This is a genomic window from Streptomyces sp. JH002, assembly GCF_050916115.1.
Taxonomy (GTDB): domain Bacteria; phylum Actinomycetota; class Actinomycetes; order Streptomycetales; family Streptomycetaceae; genus Streptomyces; species Streptomyces xiamenensis.
Genome location: NZ_CP087989.1, coordinates 806,972 through 824,645, shown reverse-complemented (window position 1 = coordinate 824,645; position 17,674 = coordinate 806,972). Strand labels below are relative to the sequence as shown.

Annotated in this window: 21 protein-coding genes; 12 read left to right on the top strand and 9 right to left on the bottom strand. The window is 70.7% G+C overall.

The genetic code is table 11. From position 1 onward, the window contains the following. The first annotated feature begins 64 nt into the window (after positions 1 to 64). Entirely contained in the window at positions 65 to 3,148 is a 3,084-nt protein-coding gene (locus H7827_RS03385; RefSeq protein WP_432742549.1) for a glycosyl hydrolase 115 family protein, read from the top strand. Between the two features lies 1 nt (position 3,149). Here H7827_RS03385 and H7827_RS03380 read toward each other — a convergent pair whose 3' ends face one another. Further along, positions 3,150 to 3,647 (bottom strand): ATP-binding protein, encoded by a 498-nt coding sequence (locus H7827_RS03380; RefSeq protein WP_386540889.1) that lies wholly within the window; start codon positions 3,645 to 3,647, stop codon positions 3,150 to 3,152. Positions 3,648 to 3,889: 242 nt separating this feature from the next. On the opposite strand from H7827_RS03380, the gene H7827_RS03375 reads away from it, so the two are divergent. The 3 genes from H7827_RS03375 (at position 3,890) to H7827_RS03365 (ending at position 5,455) form a co-directional block, all read left to right on the top strand. After that, complete coding sequence (locus H7827_RS03375; protein WP_432742547.1) at positions 3,890 to 4,741, top strand: helix-turn-helix domain-containing protein; 852 nt, start codon at positions 3,890 to 3,892, stop codon at positions 4,739 to 4,741. A gap of 10 nt (positions 4,742 to 4,751) precedes the next feature. After that, positions 4,752 to 4,943 (top strand): hypothetical protein, encoded by a 192-nt coding sequence (locus tag H7827_RS03370; RefSeq protein WP_432742545.1) that lies wholly within the window; start codon positions 4,752 to 4,754, stop codon positions 4,941 to 4,943. Positions 4,944 to 5,044: 101 nt separating this feature from the next. Next, positions 5,045 to 5,455: a hypothetical protein gene (locus H7827_RS03365; protein ID WP_432742543.1), complete on the top strand. Its 411-nt coding sequence runs from the start codon at positions 5,045 to 5,047 to the stop codon at positions 5,453 to 5,455. A 78-nt stretch (positions 5,456 to 5,533) separates the two neighbouring features. On the opposite strand, the gene H7827_RS03360 is transcribed toward H7827_RS03365, so the two are convergent. Beyond that, positions 5,534 to 6,613: a MerR family transcriptional regulator gene (locus tag H7827_RS03360; protein ID WP_432742541.1), complete on the bottom strand. Its 1,080-nt coding sequence runs from the start codon at positions 6,611 to 6,613 to the stop codon at positions 5,534 to 5,536. 315 nt (positions 6,614 to 6,928) lie between these two features. Here H7827_RS03360 and H7827_RS03355 point away from each other — a divergent pair, with 315 nt between their 5' ends. Further along, positions 6,929 to 7,609, top strand: a complete 681-nt coding sequence (locus tag H7827_RS03355) for a hypothetical protein (protein WP_432742539.1) — start codon at positions 6,929 to 6,931, stop codon at positions 7,607 to 7,609. Between the two features lie 17 nt (positions 7,610 to 7,626). On the opposite strand, the gene H7827_RS03350 is transcribed toward H7827_RS03355, so the two are convergent. Beyond that, positions 7,627 to 7,905 carry a hypothetical protein gene (locus tag H7827_RS03350; protein ID WP_432748080.1) on the bottom strand — a complete coding sequence of 93 codons (279 nt, stop codon included), beginning with the start codon at positions 7,903 to 7,905 and terminating at the stop codon, positions 7,627 to 7,629. A 316-nt stretch (positions 7,906 to 8,221) separates the two neighbouring features. Here H7827_RS03350 and H7827_RS03345 point away from each other — a divergent pair, with 316 nt between their 5' ends. Next, complete coding sequence (locus tag H7827_RS03345; protein ID WP_386540881.1) at positions 8,222 to 8,782, top strand: hypothetical protein; 561 nt, start codon at positions 8,222 to 8,224, stop codon at positions 8,780 to 8,782. A gap of 306 nt (positions 8,783 to 9,088) precedes the next feature. On the opposite strand, the gene H7827_RS03340 is transcribed toward H7827_RS03345, so the two are convergent. Continuing rightward, on the bottom strand, positions 9,089 to 9,307 hold the full coding sequence (locus H7827_RS03340; RefSeq protein ID WP_432742537.1) for a DUF4232 domain-containing protein: 219 nt from the start codon (positions 9,305 to 9,307) through the stop codon (positions 9,089 to 9,091). Between the two features lie 175 nt (positions 9,308 to 9,482). Here H7827_RS03340 and H7827_RS03335 point away from each other — a divergent pair, with 175 nt between their 5' ends. Together H7827_RS03335 and H7827_RS03330 are read left to right on the top strand one after the other, a co-directional pair. Continuing rightward, positions 9,483 to 9,779, top strand: a complete 297-nt coding sequence (locus H7827_RS03335) for a hypothetical protein (protein ID WP_432742535.1) — start codon at positions 9,483 to 9,485, stop codon at positions 9,777 to 9,779. A gap of 146 nt (positions 9,780 to 9,925) precedes the next feature. After that, the gene (locus H7827_RS03330) at positions 9,926 to 11,002 is read left to right on the top strand and encodes an LLM class flavin-dependent oxidoreductase (protein WP_432742533.1); all 1,077 of its coding nucleotides are present in this window, start codon (positions 9,926 to 9,928) and stop codon (positions 11,000 to 11,002) included. A 2-nt stretch (positions 11,003 to 11,004) separates the two neighbouring features. On the opposite strand, the gene H7827_RS03325 is transcribed toward H7827_RS03330, so the two are convergent. After that, a complete protein-coding gene (locus H7827_RS03325; RefSeq protein ID WP_432748079.1) occupies positions 11,005 to 11,217 on the bottom strand; it encodes a hypothetical protein in 213 nt (70 codons plus the stop codon). On the opposite strand from H7827_RS03325, the gene H7827_RS03320 reads away from it, so the two are divergent. Together H7827_RS03320 and H7827_RS03315 are read left to right on the top strand one after the other, a co-directional pair. Then, positions 11,150 to 11,290, top strand: a complete 141-nt coding sequence (locus H7827_RS03320) for a putative leader peptide (RefSeq protein WP_432747930.1) — start codon at positions 11,150 to 11,152, stop codon at positions 11,288 to 11,290. The two genes, H7827_RS03325 and H7827_RS03320, sit on opposite strands and share 68 nt — an antisense overlap. A gap of 71 nt (positions 11,291 to 11,361) precedes the next feature. Beyond that, positions 11,362 to 12,204, top strand: a complete 843-nt coding sequence (locus H7827_RS03315) for a glutathione S-transferase C-terminal domain-containing protein (protein WP_432742531.1) — start codon at positions 11,362 to 11,364, stop codon at positions 12,202 to 12,204. Here the strand turns inward: H7827_RS03315 and H7827_RS03310 are convergent. After that, on the bottom strand, positions 12,161 to 14,032 hold the full coding sequence (locus tag H7827_RS03310; protein ID WP_432742529.1) for an AMP-dependent synthetase/ligase: 1,872 nt from the start codon (positions 14,030 to 14,032) through the stop codon (positions 12,161 to 12,163). The two genes, H7827_RS03315 and H7827_RS03310, sit on opposite strands and share 44 nt — an antisense overlap. 338 nt (positions 14,033 to 14,370) lie before the next feature. On the opposite strand from H7827_RS03310, the gene H7827_RS03305 reads away from it, so the two are divergent. Beyond that, complete coding sequence (locus H7827_RS03305; RefSeq protein WP_432742527.1) at positions 14,371 to 15,195, top strand: DUF3800 domain-containing protein; 825 nt, start codon at positions 14,371 to 14,373, stop codon at positions 15,193 to 15,195. Between the two features lie 576 nt (positions 15,196 to 15,771). On the opposite strand, the gene H7827_RS03300 is transcribed toward H7827_RS03305, so the two are convergent. Further along, a complete protein-coding gene (locus H7827_RS03300) occupies positions 15,772 to 15,951 on the bottom strand; it encodes a hypothetical protein (RefSeq protein ID WP_432742525.1) in 180 nt (59 codons plus the stop codon). On the opposite strand from H7827_RS03300, the gene H7827_RS03295 reads away from it, so the two are divergent. After that, positions 15,950 to 16,159, top strand: a complete 210-nt coding sequence (locus tag H7827_RS03295; protein WP_078635395.1) for a DUF6011 domain-containing protein — start codon at positions 15,950 to 15,952, stop codon at positions 16,157 to 16,159. The genes H7827_RS03300 and H7827_RS03295 overlap by 2 nt on opposite strands. Here the strand turns inward: H7827_RS03295 and H7827_RS03290 are convergent. Both H7827_RS03290 and H7827_RS03285 read right to left on the bottom strand, forming a co-directional pair. Further along, positions 16,135 to 17,043 carry an AraC family transcriptional regulator gene (locus tag H7827_RS03290; RefSeq protein ID WP_432742522.1) on the bottom strand — a complete coding sequence of 303 codons (909 nt, stop codon included), beginning with the start codon at positions 17,041 to 17,043 and terminating at the stop codon, positions 16,135 to 16,137. The two genes, H7827_RS03295 and H7827_RS03290, sit on opposite strands and share 25 nt — an antisense overlap. A gap of 137 nt (positions 17,044 to 17,180) precedes the next feature. Beyond that, positions 17,181 to 17,573 (bottom strand): hypothetical protein, encoded by a 393-nt coding sequence (locus H7827_RS03285; protein WP_432742520.1) that lies wholly within the window; start codon positions 17,571 to 17,573, stop codon positions 17,181 to 17,183. Positions 17,574 to 17,674 lie beyond the last annotated feature (101 nt).

Genomic DNA, 17,674 nt, shown 5'->3' with positions numbered 1-17,674 from the left:
TCGGAAAACTTTCAGGGCTCCCACCCCCTTACCTTCCGGAAGAATTCCGGAAATTATCGCGTACATGACGAGCCGCCGTGCGTTTCTGGGCCTGCTTCCGCTGACCGCGGCGACAGCCGCCGCCGTGCCCGCCGCCACCCCCGCCCACGCCACCGGGCACCGCAGCGCCACCTTCATCGCCTCCACCTGGCAGCCGGGCTCCCTCACCCTGGCCGCGAGCGGCAAAGCGGCTCCGCTGGTGGTGAGTTCCGCCGACCACCCCGGCGTGCTGCGCGTCACCGGCGACCTGCGGGACGACATCGAACGGGTCACCGGCGCCGCACCCGCCGTCCACGACCACCACGACCACCACGAGGGACTCCCCGCCACGGCCGCCCGTGAGATCGTCATCATCGGCACCATCGGCCGCAGCCCCTTCGTCGACCGGCTGATCGCCGGCGGCCGGCTCGACGTCAGCGGCATCGAGGGCCGCTGGGAGACCAGCCTCCAGCAGATCGTCGACGACCCGGCCCCCGGCGTGGACCGCGCCCTGGTCATCGCGGGCAGCGACCAGCGCGGCACCATCTACGGCGTGTACGAGACCTCCCGCCAGCTCGGCGTCTCCCCCTGGTACTGGTGGAACGACGTCCCCGCCCGGCGCCGCGAGCGCGCGTACATCCTGCCCGGCCGGCACACCCAGGGCACCCCGGCCGTGAAGTACCGGGGCTTCTTCATCAACGACGAGAACCCGGCCCTGGGCACCTGGGCACCGCGCCACTTCGGGCCGGGCCACGCGCCCGGCCACCCGGGCGGCTTCACCAGCGCCTTCTACGCCCGCGTCTTCGAGGTCATGCTCCGCCTGAAGGCCAACTACCTGTGGCCGGCCGTGTGGGGCCGGGCCTTCGCCGAGGACGACCCGGCCAACCACGCCACCGCCAAGGAGTACGGCATCGTCATGGGCACCTCCCACGAGGGGCCGATGATGCGCGGCATCGAGGAGTGGAACCGGCACGCCGGCGGCGGCACCGACCCGTACGGCGGCAACGGGGAGTGGAGCTACCGCCGCAACCGTGAGGCGGTCGAACGCTACTGGGCGGACGGCATCCGCCGCATGAAGGAGGAGGACTTCGAGGGCGTGGTCACCCTCGGCATGCGCGGCAACGGCGACGTCAGCCTGCCGGACGGCGACGGCATCGAGCTGATGGAATCCATCCTGGCCGCGCAGCGCGCCATCCTGAAGGACGCCGGCCACCTGGACGTCCCGCAGGTCCAGACCCTGTACAAGGAAGTGCAGCGCTACTGGGACCAGGGCCTGCGCCCGCCGGACGACGTCACGGTCATCTTCTGCGACGACAACTGGGGCAACCTGCGCAAGCTCCCCGACCAGAGCCTGCCCGAACGCTCCGGCGGCTACGGCCTGTACTACCACTTCGACTACGTCGGCGTCGGCCGCAACTACAAGTGGGTCGACACCGTCAACCTCGCCTCCACCTGGGAACAACTGCACCTGGCCCACCAGTACGGCGTCGACCGCCTGTGGGTGGTCAACTGCGGCGACATGAAGGCGGAGGAACTCCCGCTGCAATTCTTCCTGGACTACGCCTGGGACCCCGGACGCTGGACTATGGACCGGCTGGGGGAGTGGGAACGCGCCTACGCGGAGGAGAACTTCGGCCCGCGCCACGCGGCGGAGATCGCCGAGGTCCTGCACACGTACGGGGTCCTCCAGTCCCGCCGCAAGCCGGAACTGCTGAACCGGCGCATCACCGTGGACCCGGACACGGGGGAGGTGCTCCACGACGACGCGGCCACCCCCTACTCCCTGGAGAACTACCGCGAACTGGAACGCGTCACGGCCGAGTGGGAACACCTGGACGACCGGGCGGAACGCATCGCGCACACCCTCCCGGCCGAACAGCGCGACGCCTACTACCAGCTGGTCCAGTACCAGGTGGAGGCCACGGCGAACCTGTACGCCCTGCGCGCCGCCCAGTTCACCGGCCTGCTCTACGCGCGACAGGGGCGGGCCGCCACCAACGCGCTGGCGGACGCGGCCGAGGCCCGGTTCGCGGACGACCGCGCGATGTCGGACTACTACAACACCACGCTGGCCGACGGAAAGTGGAGCGGCTTCCAGACCCAGCCGAAGATCGGCTACGGGGACGTGGAACGGTATGGACCCGACGCCGGCTGGCAGCAGCCCCAGACCCCCGACCACCAAGCGCTGCCGGACGCCATCCACCCCGCGCCGCGCCGCATCGACGTGCCGGAACGGGCCGAGCTGGGGGTGGCGGTGGACGGCTCGACCGCGTGGTGGCCGGATACGGAGGAACCGCTGGTCCTCCCGGAGTTCTCCCCCTACCAGACCGCCCCCGAGCAGTACATCGAGATCTTCAACCGGGGACAGCGGCCCTTCTCCTGCACGGTGACGCCGTCCGAGAAGTGGCTGAAGGTCTCCCACTCCGGCGGACCGGTGGGCGACCAGCTGCGGGTCACGGTGACGATCGACTGGGCGAAGGCGCCTCGCGGCCGGACGCGGGCCTCGATCACGGTGCGCGGCCCGAACGGCGCGAAGGCCCGCGTCCTGGCCCCCGTCCACCGGCCGGAGGTCAACCGGCACGAGCTGAAGGGCTTCATCGAGGCGGGCGGCTACGTGGCCATGGAGGCCGACCACCACACCCGCGCGGTGGGCGCGGGCGGCGTCCGCTGGCACCGCCTGCCGGACGCGGGCCGTACCGGCGCCGCGATGACCCCCTTCCCGGTGACCGCCGCCCGCTTCGCCCCGGGGGCCGGGCCGTGCCTGGAGTACGACCTGACGCTGTTCGGCGCGGGGCGGCTGCGCCTGTGGGTGTACGCCTCCCCGAGGAACAACGTCCTGCCGACGGACGGCCTGACGTACGCGGTCTCCTTCGACGACCAGCCGCCGCAGGCGGTGAACATCACGGCCGCCACGGGCGCCGACGACACGGCGATGAACAAGGGGTGGGAGCGCAACACCTCGGACAACATCAACCTGACGGCGACCGACCACACCCTCACGACCGCCGGCCGCCACACCCTGAAGCTGTGGATGGTGGACCCCACGATGGTCGTCCAGAAACTGGTGGCGGACACCGGCGGCCTCCGCCCCAGCTACCTCGGCCCTCCCGAGAGCCTGCGCCTGCGCTGACTCAGGCGGCCCAGCGGCGCGGGGCGTCCGGAAGCGTTGCCCAGGTCCGGGTCCCGGCGCCCGACTCCAGCCCCCAGGCCCCGTCATGCCGGCGCACGACGGACAACGCCTGTCGCAGCCGGTCCGGCCGCCGAGTGGGGCAGGAGTGACAGACATGGGGGTCGTACACGGCCAGGCTGAGCACCCTGTCCCGGTGCCGCAGGGAAAGGTGCACCTCCTGGCCGTCACCGCTGAACCGACAGGCGTAGGTGACCAGTTCCCGCACCAGCTCCAGTGCGGAATCGGCGAGTGCGTACACCCGGTGCACGTCGAGGATGACCTCGGTGGCCTCATGTGCGATCGCCGGGGCGGCGGCGGAGGCGGGGAGGGTGAACCCGTAGGCCAACTCCCCTTCCCGGGGCTCCACCTGATCGGCCCCCGCGACGGGGCACCCGACACTCACCGGCACGAGCCCGCCCGGTGGGACGGCGACCAGACCATGGGTCTGAGATTCGGACATGGCAACTCCGCTTGCTGGATGGCTGGTGGAAAGCGTGAGTCACTGCGACACCCGGCGGATCACCGATCGTTTCCCCATACGCAGGGGGACGCAGGCGGTGCTCGCTGTGCGCGAGCGCCACATCACCAACGGTAGAGCATGGTGGCCATCATGCGCCACATAGCGAGGGATAAATACACCACCCCTGTTGGGCTAGGGTGATGCTCGGCAGACTGAGCAGGAAGCGCACAGGAAGGACCTCCATGCCTCCACGGACGATGCCCAGTCAGCGGCAGAAGCGACTCGGAGCAGAGATCCGCAAGATTCGTACGGGCGCGGGTCTGTCGGCCGAATACGCAGCGGGGCTGCTCGGTACGGATCGGGGCAAGATCTCCAACATCGAGTCGGGGGTCCGCAACATCAGCCCCGAACGGCTGCGCACGTTGGCCACCCATGCGGAATGCACGGACGAGGCCTATGTGACGGCCCTGATCGAGTTCACAGAGAACCCGCGTGGGTACTGGTGGGACGAATACCGGGGGAGGGTCTCGCTCGGGCTTCTGGACATCGCCGAGCTGGAATGGCATTCGGCTGGAATCCAGACGATTCAGACGGTGCATGTACCGGGACTGCTGCAGACCGAGGTCTACGCCCGCAGCATTTTCGCGGCAGTATTGCCCGAACTCCCGCGCCTGGAGATCGAACTCCGGGTCGCCCATCGTATGGACCGACAGAAGGTGCTGGCCCGGGAACAGCCGATGACCTACGTGAGCTTCATACACGAGGCGGCTCTCCGCATGCGGTTCGGCGGTCGTGAGGCCACCCTGGATCAGCTCAACGCGCTGCTCAAAGCGAGTGAGCGGGACAACGTCACCATTCGGATCATCCCCGTTGAGCGTGGCAGCTTCCCCGGCGCTGGACACGCCCTGTTGTACTCGGAAGGGGCGGTTCCTCAGCTCGACACCGCACAGCTCGACTCGGCCCACGGGCCCGAGTTTCTGCACAGCGAGGCGCAGCTCGCCAAGTACCGTGATCACCTGCGGTGGATGGACAGAGAGACACTGTCAGCCGAGGCTTCGCGCGACTTCATTCACGGCATCATCCGCGAACTGTAGAGGAGTTCAGTTGAGTGAGATCACTTGGGAAGAGGCGTTCTGCGGCGAAGGGAACAACTGCTTCCGCCTGGGAACCGATGGCGAGGGCAACGCCTACATAGCGGTCGCCGGGCAGGAGCACCTGTCCATCTCGGACTCACGCGAGGCCCTCGCCACGATGATCCGGGAGATCAAGGCCGGCAAGGCCGACCACCTGCTGTGAGCGCAGCGGGCGGCAGCGTGCTCCACTGCCGCCCGCGCACCGGTACGGGCCGGAGAGGCGAGGCTGGCGTTCGGGGGCAGTGCACAGGAGAATGGGGCTTCATGTCCGACCAGCAGCCAGCCCCGCACCCCGACCCGATGACCGCCGCGCCCGTGGCGTACGTGACACCGCGGGCCGGGGGAGTCAGCGACGCCTACCGGCGATGGGCGGGCATCCTCCTCGGCCTCGCCATCGCCCTCGGCGCCCTGATGGTGGTCGCGTTCCTGGCGAGCGTCGTCCTGCTCGTGGTGGCGGACCGGGACACGGGGAACGCCGCCTACGGGTACCTCGCCCTCATTCTCTGGGTCGCGATAGCCGCCGCGCTGCCGCTCCTGATCGCGCTTGCCGTCCCGGGGGTCGTCATGACGCAGCGGGTGCGGCAGCAGCGGCGCGCGCCGCACACCGGCGCGCCGGACGCCCGTACCGAGGGTGCCCACCCGGACGGAACCCGCACGACGGAACACACACCCTGAGCCCTCAGGGCCAGGACCGCCGAGCACGGGCGTGCGTCTCGCCCCCTTGCCGGATATGTGGTCGCTGCCGGTTCGCTTCTACCGCTGCTCCTCCACGACGTCGGCGATCACGCAGCTGACGTTGTCGGGGCCGCCGGAGGCGTTCGCGAGGGCGATGAGTTCGCGGACGGCCTGTTCGGGTTCGCCCATCCCGGCGAGCACGTGGCGGATGTCTTGGTCCGGCACGACGGTCGACAGGCCGTCGGAGCACAGCAGGTACCGGTCCTCCCGCCGCGCGTCGTGAAGGCGCATGTCGGGGGTGGCATCGGCGCCCTGGCCCAGGGCCCGGGCCAGCAGCGACCGCTGAGGATGGGAGGCGGCTTCCTCCGGACTGAGGCGTCCTTCGTCGACCATCGACTGGACCAGGGTGTGGTCGTGGGTGATCCGGAACAGTTCTCCCTCACGCAGGAGGTAGACGCGGGAGTCGCCGATGTGGACGAGGGCCAGCTGCGATCCCGTCCAGAGCATCGCGGTGAGCGTCGTGCCGGTGCCCCCGGCCGAAGACCCGCTTCCGGCGACGGAGTGGACGGCCTGCTGGGCCCGGTCGACGACGTCTTCGAGAACGTTGAGGAGATTTCCGGCCGGGAGGCTGCCGGTCTCAAGGTGCTTGAGCGCGCCGATGGCGGCCGCGCCGGCCGGGCCTCCCCGGCTGCCGCAGCCGTCGGCGACGGCGAGCAGCCGGGGCCCGGCGTAGGCGGTGTCCTGGTTGCTCTCGCGGACCAGGCCGGTGTCGGAAAGAGCGGCGTAACGGATGGCCAGGGGCGTGGCGTTCGCGGACATGGCGGGGTCCTTTCGGGACAAGTGGTCGATGAGGAAGGTGGCCAGGTCCCGCCGTGCGGCGGTGTCGGCCTCGACCTGGGCCCAGAACGCGCGGACCTCCTGGCCCGCCGGGCCCGGGTCCAGCGCGCAGACGTGTTGGATGCGGGCCAGGGGCATGCCCAGGTGCCGGAGCCAGGCGACCAGTCGGGCCTGTTCCAACTGTTCCGGTGCGTAGCGGCGGTAGCCGGTCACCGGGTCGACACGGGCGGGGGTCAGCAGACCGAGCTCGTCGTAAAGACGCAGTGCCTTCGGTGACAGCCGGGACGCCTTCGCGAACGCCCCGATGGTCAGCAACCCCATGCTCGTTCCTCCTCATACCGAGCGCGTCGCCCGGCCTCACCGATGCTGCGGGCTGCCCCAAGGTGAAGGTCAACCACGGTTTCCACCCCCGACCCACAGTCGCCGTACGGAGACCGACGGATGTCATCCGCGCGTCGTGCCACCTCTGACGGGTCCTCACCGTCCCGCCGCGCCCCGTCCCGGCCGCTTCAGGGGCGGACTCCGGCTCGGCGGATCCTTCGGCTTTCCGCACCACACCGCAACTACGGCCCTCACGAACGGCGTCGAGTGGGTGGGGCCGGATCCAGCAGCCGGCCGACCACGGAGGACGCCCGCATGAGCAACGTACTGACGCTGAAGATCTCCCCGTACCTGGACAGCGGCGACCCGTCCGCACCCGTCAAGAACGTGGTCGAGCTCACCGGCGCATCCGGCCCGGCCCAGGTCATCGCCTACGTGGAGCGCGAACTGCCGCCGGGCGGCGTACCCGCGTACCTGGCGGCGCACCGTAGCGGCACCCGCTCGTTCGTCCTGTGGGCGGACGAGCACCGTCGGGAACGTGTGGCCACGCTGGTGACCCGGTCCGCCGCCGGTGGCGTCGCGACGTTCCAGGTGCTCGGCGCGGGCGGCGAGCACCTCGGTATGTTCAAGCGGGAGAAGGCGCTGCGCGGCAGGGGAGTTCGTACCCGCTGGACGGTGACGCCCGCCGGCGGCCCCGAGGTGGTCGGCTTCAAGGGCCGGATCCTGTGGTGGTGCCTGTGGTGGCTGCTGCTGCCGCTGCAAGTGATGATCCTGCTGATGACCATCTTCGACAGCGTCGCCGGCAACGAGGGCGGCGTCGCCCGCGGTCCCCGCAGGATCAGGTGGCGTGCGGGCGGGCGGATGCCGCTGGAGTTCCGGACCCGTGGCGACAAGCTGCATCTGCACACCCCGGAGGTGGACTGGCGGCTGGGCGCCGCGCTCATCGTCCTGCTGCGCACCTTCGGCGCCAACCCCTGGGACACCAGGAAGAAGTAGCCGGACGCGAGCGCCGCTCATCGCGGCCGCGCAGCTCCCAGCCAGCCGACGAGTTCGGCGGCCAGGGCGCGCAGCTTGGGGTCGCGGGTGTACTGGGGCCACTCGGAGGCGAGCACGACCGGATCGGCGCCGCGCACCGCGTCCAGCGCGGTGGGCGCGTAGGCGTACTCGGGGTGCTCGCGCTGGGCGCCACCCTCGCCCTCACCGGGGCCGCCCTGGTCGCGGACCCGTCGGCAACCGGAGCGACGGCGCGGCCCAGCACCGGTCGGCGTCTGGGAACCCGTGAGGGCAACCACTGGGACGTGACCTACTACAACTGCGGCGGCTGCTGAGGCCGTCCGCGCTTTCGGGTGACGAAAGCGGGCCGGGCGCCGCCGACCCATCGGCGGTGCGGGCCAATACCACCGGCCGATGGCCGACAAACGCACCCCGGGGCCATTGCCCGCATGGCTGCCCGGGGCGGCACCGCCAGACTGCCCGGGCTGGCATAGCAAATGCCCGGAGCTCTCGGGCAGCATGACCGGGCACCACCTGCACGCCAATCGGCCACATGGCCATCTGACGCACACGCGCCCATTTCGGGCGCTCCCCACAGCAGGAGGTTTCCCACTCATGCGTATCCGATCGGTTATCGCGGCCCTGGCGCTCAGCGGTACCGCTCTCGTCGCCGCCCCGGCCACGGCCGGGGCGGCCACCGGCTCTGAGGTGACGGTGCACCCGGAAAAGATGTCGCACGAGCGCGCCGCCGTGATGTTCGAGCCGGAGAAGATTTCGCACGAGCGCGCCGTGGAGATGTTCGAGGAGGTGGGCATCACCTGGTCGTCCGTCGGCAACTGTTCCGACCGTGAAGACCAGGCGTGTACGTCCTTCGAGGAGCTCAACTGGGATACGGCCCGGGCGGCGCAAGTCCTCAAGCTCCGCAGCGGCTGCGACATCAATATCGTCGGCGGCACGGAACGCGGCCACCCGTCCGAGCCCTACAGCCACGCGGAGGGCTTCCGGCTGGACTACTCGTTCAACAGCTGCCTCGAAGACTTCGTGGTGAACAACTACAGGTTCATAGAGAATCGCCCCGATGACGACGTGCCCCGGTACTGGACGGGCATGGGCAACTACTTCACGCAGATGAGCGACCACTGGGAGGGGCTGTACTTCACCTGCGAAAGCTGCTGAGCCCGGCCGACGGCGTTTCCGGACGCCGAGAATTCGCTGAGTCTAAGCCCCTTGCACCACGTCAGCGGCGTTGCCAGCGGGCTGTACCACGAAGAGATCCCGAACTCCCTTCAGGCATGGCGGGTTGGTGTGCGTGACTGCCGGCGCGCTCACACCAGGACACGGTGAGCGCCCAACGCCCCCCACGGTTCACGCGCCACGACCATGACGAGACGGCGGCCCGGCCTGCCCTGACCCGGTTCCGGCCGGGCCCCGTACTCGTCCCGTCACCCTGACACCCCCACATTTCATGTGCCAGGAGGTAGTTCATGTCATCCGACGCTCCCGCTCCACCCGCTCTGGTTCGCCGCCCTCGGGGCCGCGCAGGGCCGGGGCACCCATCTGCTCGCCGCCCTCTGCGGTCAGCAGCGACACCCCGGGGAAGCCGGTCAGCGTGCAGGCGCTGTCACCGGTGTTGGTGAACGCCGGCGTGTACATCACCGAGCCGGCCCCGGCGTTGGGGTCCTCCACGGACAGCCGCAGCACATCCGCCGAGCAGACGGAGGCGGTGGCCCCGGTGGTGGTGCCGTCCGGCGCCCGGGTGGTCCGTCGGCGTGGATCAGAGCCGATGCGCGACCACCGCCAACAGCAGCCCGGTCCAGCCCGCGGGCCGGCCGGTAGTCTGAGCGCCTCGTAAGGGTCATGGGGGGCAGGGGAGAGAGTGCAGACCGGGGACGGCTTCATTTTCGTCGGGTTCGTGGTGCTCGTTGTCGCTGCGATCGGGCCCCGGCGGGTGTGGAAGGTGTACGGCCCCATGAAGTACCGGAACCCCGAGTATCACGAGCGCACGGACACGTACTTCTTCATCCAGCGCTGCCTGTGGATTGCCGCCGGTCTCGCCGTGCTGCTCTTCGGCTGTCAGGCCCGGGACGAGGCGGCCAAGGAGTTCCCCCAGCGGTCGGCACCGGCCGTGGAGTGGTTGACGGACAGCGAAGGCGCTGGTGGACTGAGGGGATGAGGCCCCAGCGGCGGTTGGTGATCCGCGGACATATCGACTTCGGTCGGGTGTGGTCCGCGGCCTGTTGATGGCGTGGTCGGACCCCGGCACACAAGCCCACCTTCACCTCACCGTTGTCTTCTCCCTCCCCGAGAGGTCTCTTCACCATGCCCGTGGAATTCCTTGGCATCGCCGCGACCCATGACGGCTCCGAGACGTCCCCGCGTTCCGGCGGCGCGTTCGACCCCGAGTACACGCTCAGACTCGCCCGCGCCCACGAGGATCACGGGTGGGACCGGGTGCTGTTCGCCTACGGCTCCGGCTCACCCGACCCCGCCACCGGCGCCGCGCTGCTCGCGAGCAGGCTCGACCGGCTCCAGATCCTGCTGGCCCACCGGCCGAACATCTCCTACCCCACCTACGCCGCCCGCGTGTTCGCCTCCCTCGACCAGCTCAGCGGCGGCCGGCTGACCGTCCACTTCATCACCGGCGGCAACGACCACGAGCAGCAGCGCGAGGGCGACACCCTCACCAAGGACGAACGCTACGCCCGCACCCGCGAGTACATCCGGATCGTCAAGAAGATCTGGACCAGCCGCGAACCCTTCGACCACGAAGGGGACTTCTACCGCTTCCGGGACTACGTGAGCGATGTGTTCCCGGTGCGGCAGCCGCGCCCGGACGTCTCCTTCGGCGGATCGTCGCCCGCCGCGTACGCCGCCGGTGGCGCCGAGGCCGACGTCTACTGCCTGTGGGGCGAGCCGCTCGCCGAGACCGCCCAGCAGATCGAGTCCGTACGGCAGGCCGCTGCCGCCGCCGGACGCAAGGAAGTGCCCCGCATCCAGGTCGCGTTCCGGCCGATCATCGCCCCGACCGAGGAACTGGCCTGGGAGAAGGCACACCGTACGGTCGGCGCCATCCGCGCCCACCGCGCGCTGCGCCAGGCGCCCGAGAACACCGGCTCACAGCGGCTGATCGCCCTCGCCGAGCGCGGTGAGCGCTTCGACCGCGCGCTGTGGACGCCGACCGCCGCCGCCACCGGCGGTGCCGGCAACTCCAATGCCCTCGTCGGCACTCCGGAGACAGTTGCCCAGGCCCTGCTGGATTATTACGACCTCGGAGTGGACATCATCTCGGCGCGGGGTTACGACCTGCTCGGCGACGCCATCGACTTCGGCCGCCACGTCATCCCGATCGTCCGGGAGGAAGTGGCCAAGCGCGATGCGCAGCTCGCCGTGAACTGAGGTCATGGTCCTGTGCCGGGCTGGTCCCGGCGCAGGACGCACACCGGCGGAACGAGCGGACGGGCGGGGTTGTTCATGAACGGTGGTGGTCCGGAGGCCGGCTGTGCCACGCGCCCGGCCACGACCGGCGTCACCATCCGCACGGCCATTTCCCGCACGGCCATTTCCCGCACGACCACTTCCTGCGCGACCACTTCCTGCGCGGACAGCGCCACCGGCGCCATCCGCCGTCCGGCGCTCACCTCCCGCCGGCACATCGATCTGCTGCGCACCTCCAGCGCCGCGTAACCCCTCCCCGCGAGCGGCCCCTCCTGTGAGTGGCCGCTTCTTCGCATGCCCGCGCGCCCCCGAGGAGAGCCATGTCGCACACGCCGCCGGAGTTCCGGGGCCGGATCTTTTCCGACGCCCGCAGCGGTTTCCACGCCGCACCCCACCGCTACCACCTCTACCTTTCGCTCGCCTGTCCCAGCTGTCTGCGCGTCGCCATCACCCACGCACTGCTGGGCCTGACGGACACCGTCGCGCTCACCACCCTCCCCGCCGTTCCCGACGGGACCGGCAGCGGGTACGCGGCGCTGCACGGCGCGTACACCGCCACCCGGCACGGCCACACCGGCCCGGCCGTCGCGCCCGTGCTGCGCGACCGCTGGACCGGGCGAATCGTCAGCAACCATGCGCCGCACATCCTGCGTGATCTCGCCACCCGCTTCCGGGGCGGCGACGCTCCCGAGCTGTACCCGTCCGCCGCCGAGGCGGAGATCGCGGAGCTGGGCGAGCTGTTCGAGGAGGGCATCAACGGGGCCGCCCAGCGGGCCGGGGAGCGGGAGGCCGGCACGGGCGCCGTCGAGGTGCTGCTGGCCGCGCTGGACCGGGTGGAGGAGCGGCTGGCCGAGCCGGGCGGCCCGTATCTGCTGGGGGAGTCGGTCACCGCAGCCGATGTCCATCTGTGGGTGACGCTGGTGCAGTTGGACACGGTGCACCGCTGGCACCTGGGCGCGGACACCGTGCGGCGGATCGCCGGTCACCCGTGGCTGTGGGCGTACGCGCGCCGGCTGCTGGCGCTGCCCGCCTTCCGTGATCAGCTGCGGCTGGAGGAGATCCACCAGCGGCACCACTCCCGGTGCCGCGGTCTTGAGGCGGCGGGGGCGGCCGTCCAGATCATCGACTGGACGGCGATCGAACCGGCCGGGAGTTACGTGTAGCGGGCACGGCCGGAAACTCCGTGTACAGGCGGGCGATGTCGCGCGCGTACGCCTTCGCGACGGCCGGGCGGCGGATCCTCAGCGACGGGGTCAGCAGGCCGTTCTCCTCGGTGAAGGCGCCCTCGACGATGACGAAGGCGTGGATCGACGCGGCGGGGGAGACGGCGGAGTTGGCGGCGTCGACGGCGCGCTGCACGTGGGCCCGCAGGGCGGGGTCCTCGCGCAGGGTGGCGAAGGGGGTGTCGGGCGGGTACGGGGGCCGCCGCGTGCGCAGCCAGTGCGTGAGCGCGTCGGGGTCCAGGGTGATCAGCGCCGCGACGAAGGGGCGCCGGTCGCCGATGACCAGGCAGGGGCCGAGCGGCGGATGGGCGCGCAGCCGGTTCTCCAGGAGAGCGGGGGAAACGGTTCTGCCGCCGCTGGTGACGATCAGGTCCTTCTTGCGTCCGGTGACCGTGAGATAGCCGTCGGCGTCGAGTGCGCCGAGGTCGCCGGTCGCCAGCCAGCCGTCCACGGCGACGGTGGGGCCCTTGACCTCGATCTCGCCGTCGGCGGCGATCCGTACGGCGGTGCCGGGCAGCGGCTGCCCGACCGTGCCCGGGCGCGGCGCGAGCGGGGGCACGAGGGTGACCGCCGTGCCGGTCTCGGTCGGCGCGTACCCCTCGTGGACGGTGATACCGGCGCCGAGGAAGAAGCGCTGGAGGCGGGCGTCGAGCGGCGCGCCGCCGCTGAGCGCGTACCGCAGCCGGCCCCCCAGCGCGGCGCGGACGCGGCGGTGGACGAGCAGGTCGTGGACGGCGTGGGCCGGCCGCAGGCGCGGGCGCGGCGCGCGTCCGCCGAGGCCGTACCGCAGGGGTCGCCGCCGGTACGCGACGGCCGGCCGTTCGGCGCGGGCGAAGGAGAGGGCGCGGCTCGGGCGTTCGGCCCAGGCGCGGGCGGTGGCGTGGATGTTCTCGAAGAGCTGGGGTGCGCCGACGAGGAAGGTGGGGCGGAAGGCGGCGAGTTCGGAGCGCAGTGCGGCCGGACGCCCGCCGGTCGTGTGGCCGATGACGATCCGCGCGGACAGGCAGGCGAGCTGAAGTGTCCGGCCCAGGAGGTGGGCGAGGGGGAGGAGGACGAGGGCGGTGGGGCGCCGGCGTCCGGCCATGTCGAGGGCGGGACCCAGGAGTTCGGTGAGGTTGCCGGCCTCGGCGAGCAACTGGCCGTGGCTGAGGGCGTGGAGGTGGGGGCCTCCGGTGGTGCCCGGGGTGTGGACGACGGTGGCGGTGGCTTCCGGGGTGAGCGCGATGCGGCGCCGGTGCACCTCCTCGTCGCCGATGTCGGCGCCCAGCCGTATCAGTTCGCCGAGGCGGCCGGCGTCGAGATCGTCGTCGGTGAGCAGGAGTTCGGCGCCGCTGTCCTCCATGATCCGGGCGGTCTGCCCGTCGGAGGTGGCGGGGTGGAGGGGAACGCTCTGGGCGCCGGCTGCCCAGAGGGCGAAGTCGAGGACGGCCCACTCGTACCGGGTGCGCGCCTTGAGCGCGACGCGGTCCCCGGGCCGGACGCCGGTGGCGATCAGCCCCTTGGCGACGGCCAGCACCTCGGCGGCGAAGGCGGCGGCGGTGACATCCGTCCAGTGTCCGTCCGTCTTGCGCCGGATCACCGTGGCGGCGGGCGCCTGTTCGGCGTTGGCGAACGGGATGTCGGCGGCACTGCCCCGCGCGGCGCTCGCGACGAGCGGCGCGCCGCGCACCTCGTACACCCGCCCCGTGCCCTCCTCGCGCACCACCTCGACCACGGGCCCCGGCCCACTCCGCACCCACGCCCGCCTGAGCGCCCGCCCCAGCCTCATGTGTGCTTCCCCCCGTCCCCTGGTCCTTTCACGCCACCGCGCACACCATGTGAGTCACGGTGAACTCCATGTGATGGATGGGCAGTTCACCTGGGATGATAGACGCACCACGGCAGTGACCATGCCCAGTGCATATGAAATACCCGACAAGCCCGCAGCTGGGTGTAACGTGCTGTGTCCGGACGCGAACGGGGGGTGTGAGCAACCGGACCACGACGAAGTGTGCCCTGGGGGAGAGCCCGAGGGCTGGATCGAAGGGCTGACTCTCCCGTGGCGTCTCCCGTGGTGTGCGTATTCCCAGAGGTGTTGTGCGGTCCGCCCTGCCGAGGCAGGTTGGCATGAGCCGACGATCCGCCCTTTCGGGTTCCGCTTCCGGCCCGCGTGGCCTCAACGTTTATATCGATGAGACCGGCGATCGAGGGCTGTCGGCCAAGTCCTCGCCGTTCTTCGCGATGACGGGGTTATTGGTGCCCTTCGAGGACAACTGGAGCGTCATCGCCACTGCCGCCGGTCTCCGCGCGGCTGTTCACGCCTCGCACCCCGCAGCCACGGCCCCTCTCCACTGGGTGGATCACTTCAAGAAGAAACATCCGAAACGCCGGTCCATGGCTGCCATCGAGCTTGCGAGTATGCCCTCGGCCAAGGTTGTCCATGTCATCGTTCCCAAGGACGCCATACGTTCCTACCCCGGTCTCGCCGATGGAGGCCGTTTCTACAACTACACCACCCGCTACCTGCTGGAGCGGGTCGCGTGGGCGGCGGAACAGTGGGAAGGCGGACCCCGGCGTGCGGTAGTGCGGCTCGGCGCGGTGAAGGGCATGGACCACACCGAGACCGTGAGCTATCTCGATCGGGTGCGCCAGGGACATCACGACAAGTGGAGACCGCCCCCGTGGGACAGAATCACCTGGCCGCCGGTCTGGTCGGGTACCGACTGGAACGGCATCCAGCTTGCCGACCTGCACGCCGGTCTGCTGAACGCCGCTTTGAGCGGCGCCTACGAGGACGAGGCATGTGCGGCGAACCTGCTGTTGGTCAAACATCAGCTGTACCGCTCACCCCAGGGGCGCCTGCACGGCTACGGGGTGAAGGTCATGGGGCCGACAGGCGCGGATTCTTTTGTGACCGACCGTTGCTGGTGGAAGAAATGGGAGGTCGCCTGACACGGATGAAGCCCATTGGAGGGCTCCGGGGGCCACTGCCACCTCTGGGGTGGAGGATCCAGTTGCCTGGTTCCGGCCGGTTCCCGGCAGCCCACCGAAGGGCTCCATCAAGGACTGTACCCCGTGGAGAGTGTCCAGAACCCATCGGGGATCGCAACGGATGGCAAATCACCCTTCAGGGGTATGGGTGCGCACGTGTTCTTACGTTCTCGATCGTCCTTGTCCGAGCAGCGTGAGGAGTTGGCCGCGCAGGTGGTGCCCCGGCTCCCGCCGGGCGGGAGGGGACCAGGGCACGCTGCCGGGCATCCGACCCGCTGCTTCCGGCGTCAGCCCACCACCGCCAGCAACAGAATGACCACCGCCGCCAGCAGGAGAACCGGCCCCAGGGAAGAGCCTGACCGCTGCCGGGGGTTCTGAGTGACCCAGTGTCCGCGTACTCGTGTGCCGTCTTTGCGCTGGTAGGGCTTCCTCCAGTACGCCATCGTCCTCACCTTCGTGCAGCTTGTCTTGCCATGCCCACGATCGGCGGGCGTGCGGAGGTGAGGAAAGGGCGTGTGGTCGTGCTCCGTCGTCCGTTCAGCGGGCACACCCGTGGCCCGGCCGCCCGGCGCGCTGCGCCACCGGCTCGTCCGTGCCCGCGCGCGAGGGCCGGGCCGTCCGCCGGGCGCGCGGCGAGCCGCCGCGCCGGGTGGGGGAGGAGACGCGGGAGGTGGGGGACAAGGCGGGCACGGAACCGGAGTGATAGACCTGTCGCATGTCTCCCAGTGATGAACCGCTGCTGCCGGGCGTGGACCCCCGTGCGGAACGGTCCCCCGTCTTCTGCCGGCTCTGCGGCCGGCCGCTGACCGGCCGCGAGGCCCGTACGTGGGGGCTGGGGCCGGAGTGCCGCGAGAAGCTGAGACTTCGCGGAGCCCCCCGGCCCCGGGTGACCGAGGTCGATCAGGACACGTTGCCCGGCGTCTGACCGGTGCCCGCGTCGGCGCCGCCGGCGTGTTCCACGGGGATCCACAGCTCGGCGTCTGCCGTGGTGCCGTCCGGGGAGAGCCGGGTCCGCAGGATCTCGGGCCCCGGCGCGCTCCGGTACGGGTTGGACGGGAACCACTGGGTGTAGATGTCCCGCCACATGACCTGGAGAGCGGCCGGGAACGCCCCCGAACTCTCGAACACCGCCCAGGTACCGGCCGGTACGGCGAGGACATCGAGATCCGGCGGGGCCGCCGCGCTGGTCACCACCGCGTGGTAGTAGTCCAGTTCTGTACCCTCCGGCCCGGTACGGTCCTCGAAATTGGCCGTCACGGCGACGATTCCGGCCGGATCCTGATCGGACAGTTCTTCCAGCCGCTCGATGGTGTCCGCACCGATGCTCTTGATGAACGTCGCGATCGCCGGATTGACGCCCTCGTACACCAGCGGAACCCGGGCCTTGCGGCCGACCACCGTGAACGCGTCCTTCCCGACCAGGCGATAGCGCATGCTGCTGCTCCCTTCGACAATGAGGCGAAAGGACATCCGGGGCTGTGAGCGCAGCACGGCCCCGGTACGGCGGGCCTCACCCGGCCCGACCCCGTGCAGGGCACGGAACGCGCGGGCGAACGCCTCACCCGAGCCGTAGCCGTAACGGACGGCGATGTCGAGCAGGGTCCGCTCCCCGGCCAGCACCTCGGCACCGGCGAGCGTGAGCCGCCGGCGCCGTACGTACTCGGACAACGGCATCCCGGCGAGCGCGGAGAACATCCGCCGGAAGTGGTACTCCGACGTCAGCGCGATCCGCGCCAGCTCGGGCACCTCGATCCGCTGATCGAGATGCCCCTCGACGTACTCCATCGCCTGATTCAACCGCTCCAGCACCCCGGATTCCTTCCTTCGTGTCGACCACGCTAGGAAAGGACCACTGTGCCGGACCCGACATCCTGTGCCCGGAAGGATCGGGTTGCGGTGCGCTGCTGTGCGGTGGGTGCCGTGCGCGCGGGAAGCGAGAGCGGGGGTTACCCCAGCACCAGCCAGCCCAGCAGGGCCAGCAGTGCCGCCAGGAAGAGGACCAGGCCGATCGCCACCGGGGCGCCGCTGCCGCTTCCGCCGCGTCGGCTCGTGCGGCGCGCGGCGCGGGCGTAGTCGCGGTCGCGGTTGATGTCGCGGCGGGTGGCGCGGTCCAGGCGGCGTTCGCGCTCGTCCTCCCGGCGGCGGTCGCGGTCCAGCTCGCGGTCCAGGGAGCGGTCCGCGCGGCGTTCCTGGTCACGGTCCCACTCGCGCCCGCGGTCCATGTCGCGGCGCTGTTCGCGGTCCCGCCGCTGGTCCCGCTCGCGTTCGCGCCGCTCCCGGGCCGCCCGCCCTCCGCGGTCATCGTCGTTACGGCGGTAGTTTCCGCGCCCCCGCGCCATGCGATGGCCTCCCTCTTCTGGTGTCGCCTCCACCGTCGCCGGATGGCTCACCCCGCCGCAAGAGGTGTTTTCGGACACGGGCCCGCTCCCGCGCAGCCCCC

What these genes read in the sequence shown, in the direction of transcription:
- H7827_RS03330 (WP_432742533.1), top strand. Translation starts at nt 9,926, where the DNA reads ATGCCCGTGGAATTCCTTGGCATCGCCGCGACCCATGACGGCTCCGAG.
- H7827_RS03360 (WP_432742541.1), bottom strand. Translation starts at nt 6,613, where the DNA reads ATGGGGTTGCTGACCATCGGGGCGTTCGCGAAGGCGTCCCGGCTGTCA.
- H7827_RS03345 (WP_386540881.1), top strand. Translation starts at nt 8,222, where the DNA reads ATGCGTATCCGATCGGTTATCGCGGCCCTGGCGCTCAGCGGTACCGCT.
- H7827_RS03305 (WP_432742527.1), top strand. Translation starts at nt 14,371, where the DNA reads ATGAGCCGACGATCCGCCCTTTCGGGTTCCGCTTCCGGCCCGCGTGGC.
- H7827_RS03380 (WP_386540889.1), bottom strand. Translation starts at nt 3,647, where the DNA reads ATGTCCGAATCTCAGACCCATGGTCTGGTCGCCGTCCCACCGGGCGGG.
- H7827_RS03355 (WP_432742539.1), top strand. Translation starts at nt 6,929, where the DNA reads ATGAGCAACGTACTGACGCTGAAGATCTCCCCGTACCTGGACAGCGGC.
- H7827_RS03310 (WP_432742529.1), bottom strand. Translation starts at nt 14,032, where the DNA reads ATGAGGCTGGGGCGGGCGCTCAGGCGGGCGTGGGTGCGGAGTGGGCCG.
- H7827_RS03375 (WP_432742547.1), top strand. Translation starts at nt 3,890, where the DNA reads ATGCCTCCACGGACGATGCCCAGTCAGCGGCAGAAGCGACTCGGAGCA.
- H7827_RS03300 (WP_432742525.1), bottom strand. Translation starts at nt 15,951, where the DNA reads ATGCGACAGGTCTATCACTCCGGTTCCGTGCCCGCCTTGTCCCCCACC.
- H7827_RS03295 (WP_078635395.1), top strand. Translation starts at nt 15,950, where the DNA reads ATGTCTCCCAGTGATGAACCGCTGCTGCCGGGCGTGGACCCCCGTGCG.
- H7827_RS03285 (WP_432742520.1), bottom strand. Translation starts at nt 17,573, where the DNA reads ATGGCGCGGGGGCGCGGAAACTACCGCCGTAACGACGATGACCGCGGA.
- H7827_RS03315 (WP_432742531.1), top strand. Translation starts at nt 11,362, where the DNA reads ATGTCGCACACGCCGCCGGAGTTCCGGGGCCGGATCTTTTCCGACGCC.
- H7827_RS03385 (WP_432742549.1), top strand. Translation starts at nt 65, where the DNA reads ATGACGAGCCGCCGTGCGTTTCTGGGCCTGCTTCCGCTGACCGCGGCG.
- H7827_RS03365 (WP_432742543.1), top strand. Translation starts at nt 5,045, where the DNA reads ATGTCCGACCAGCAGCCAGCCCCGCACCCCGACCCGATGACCGCCGCG.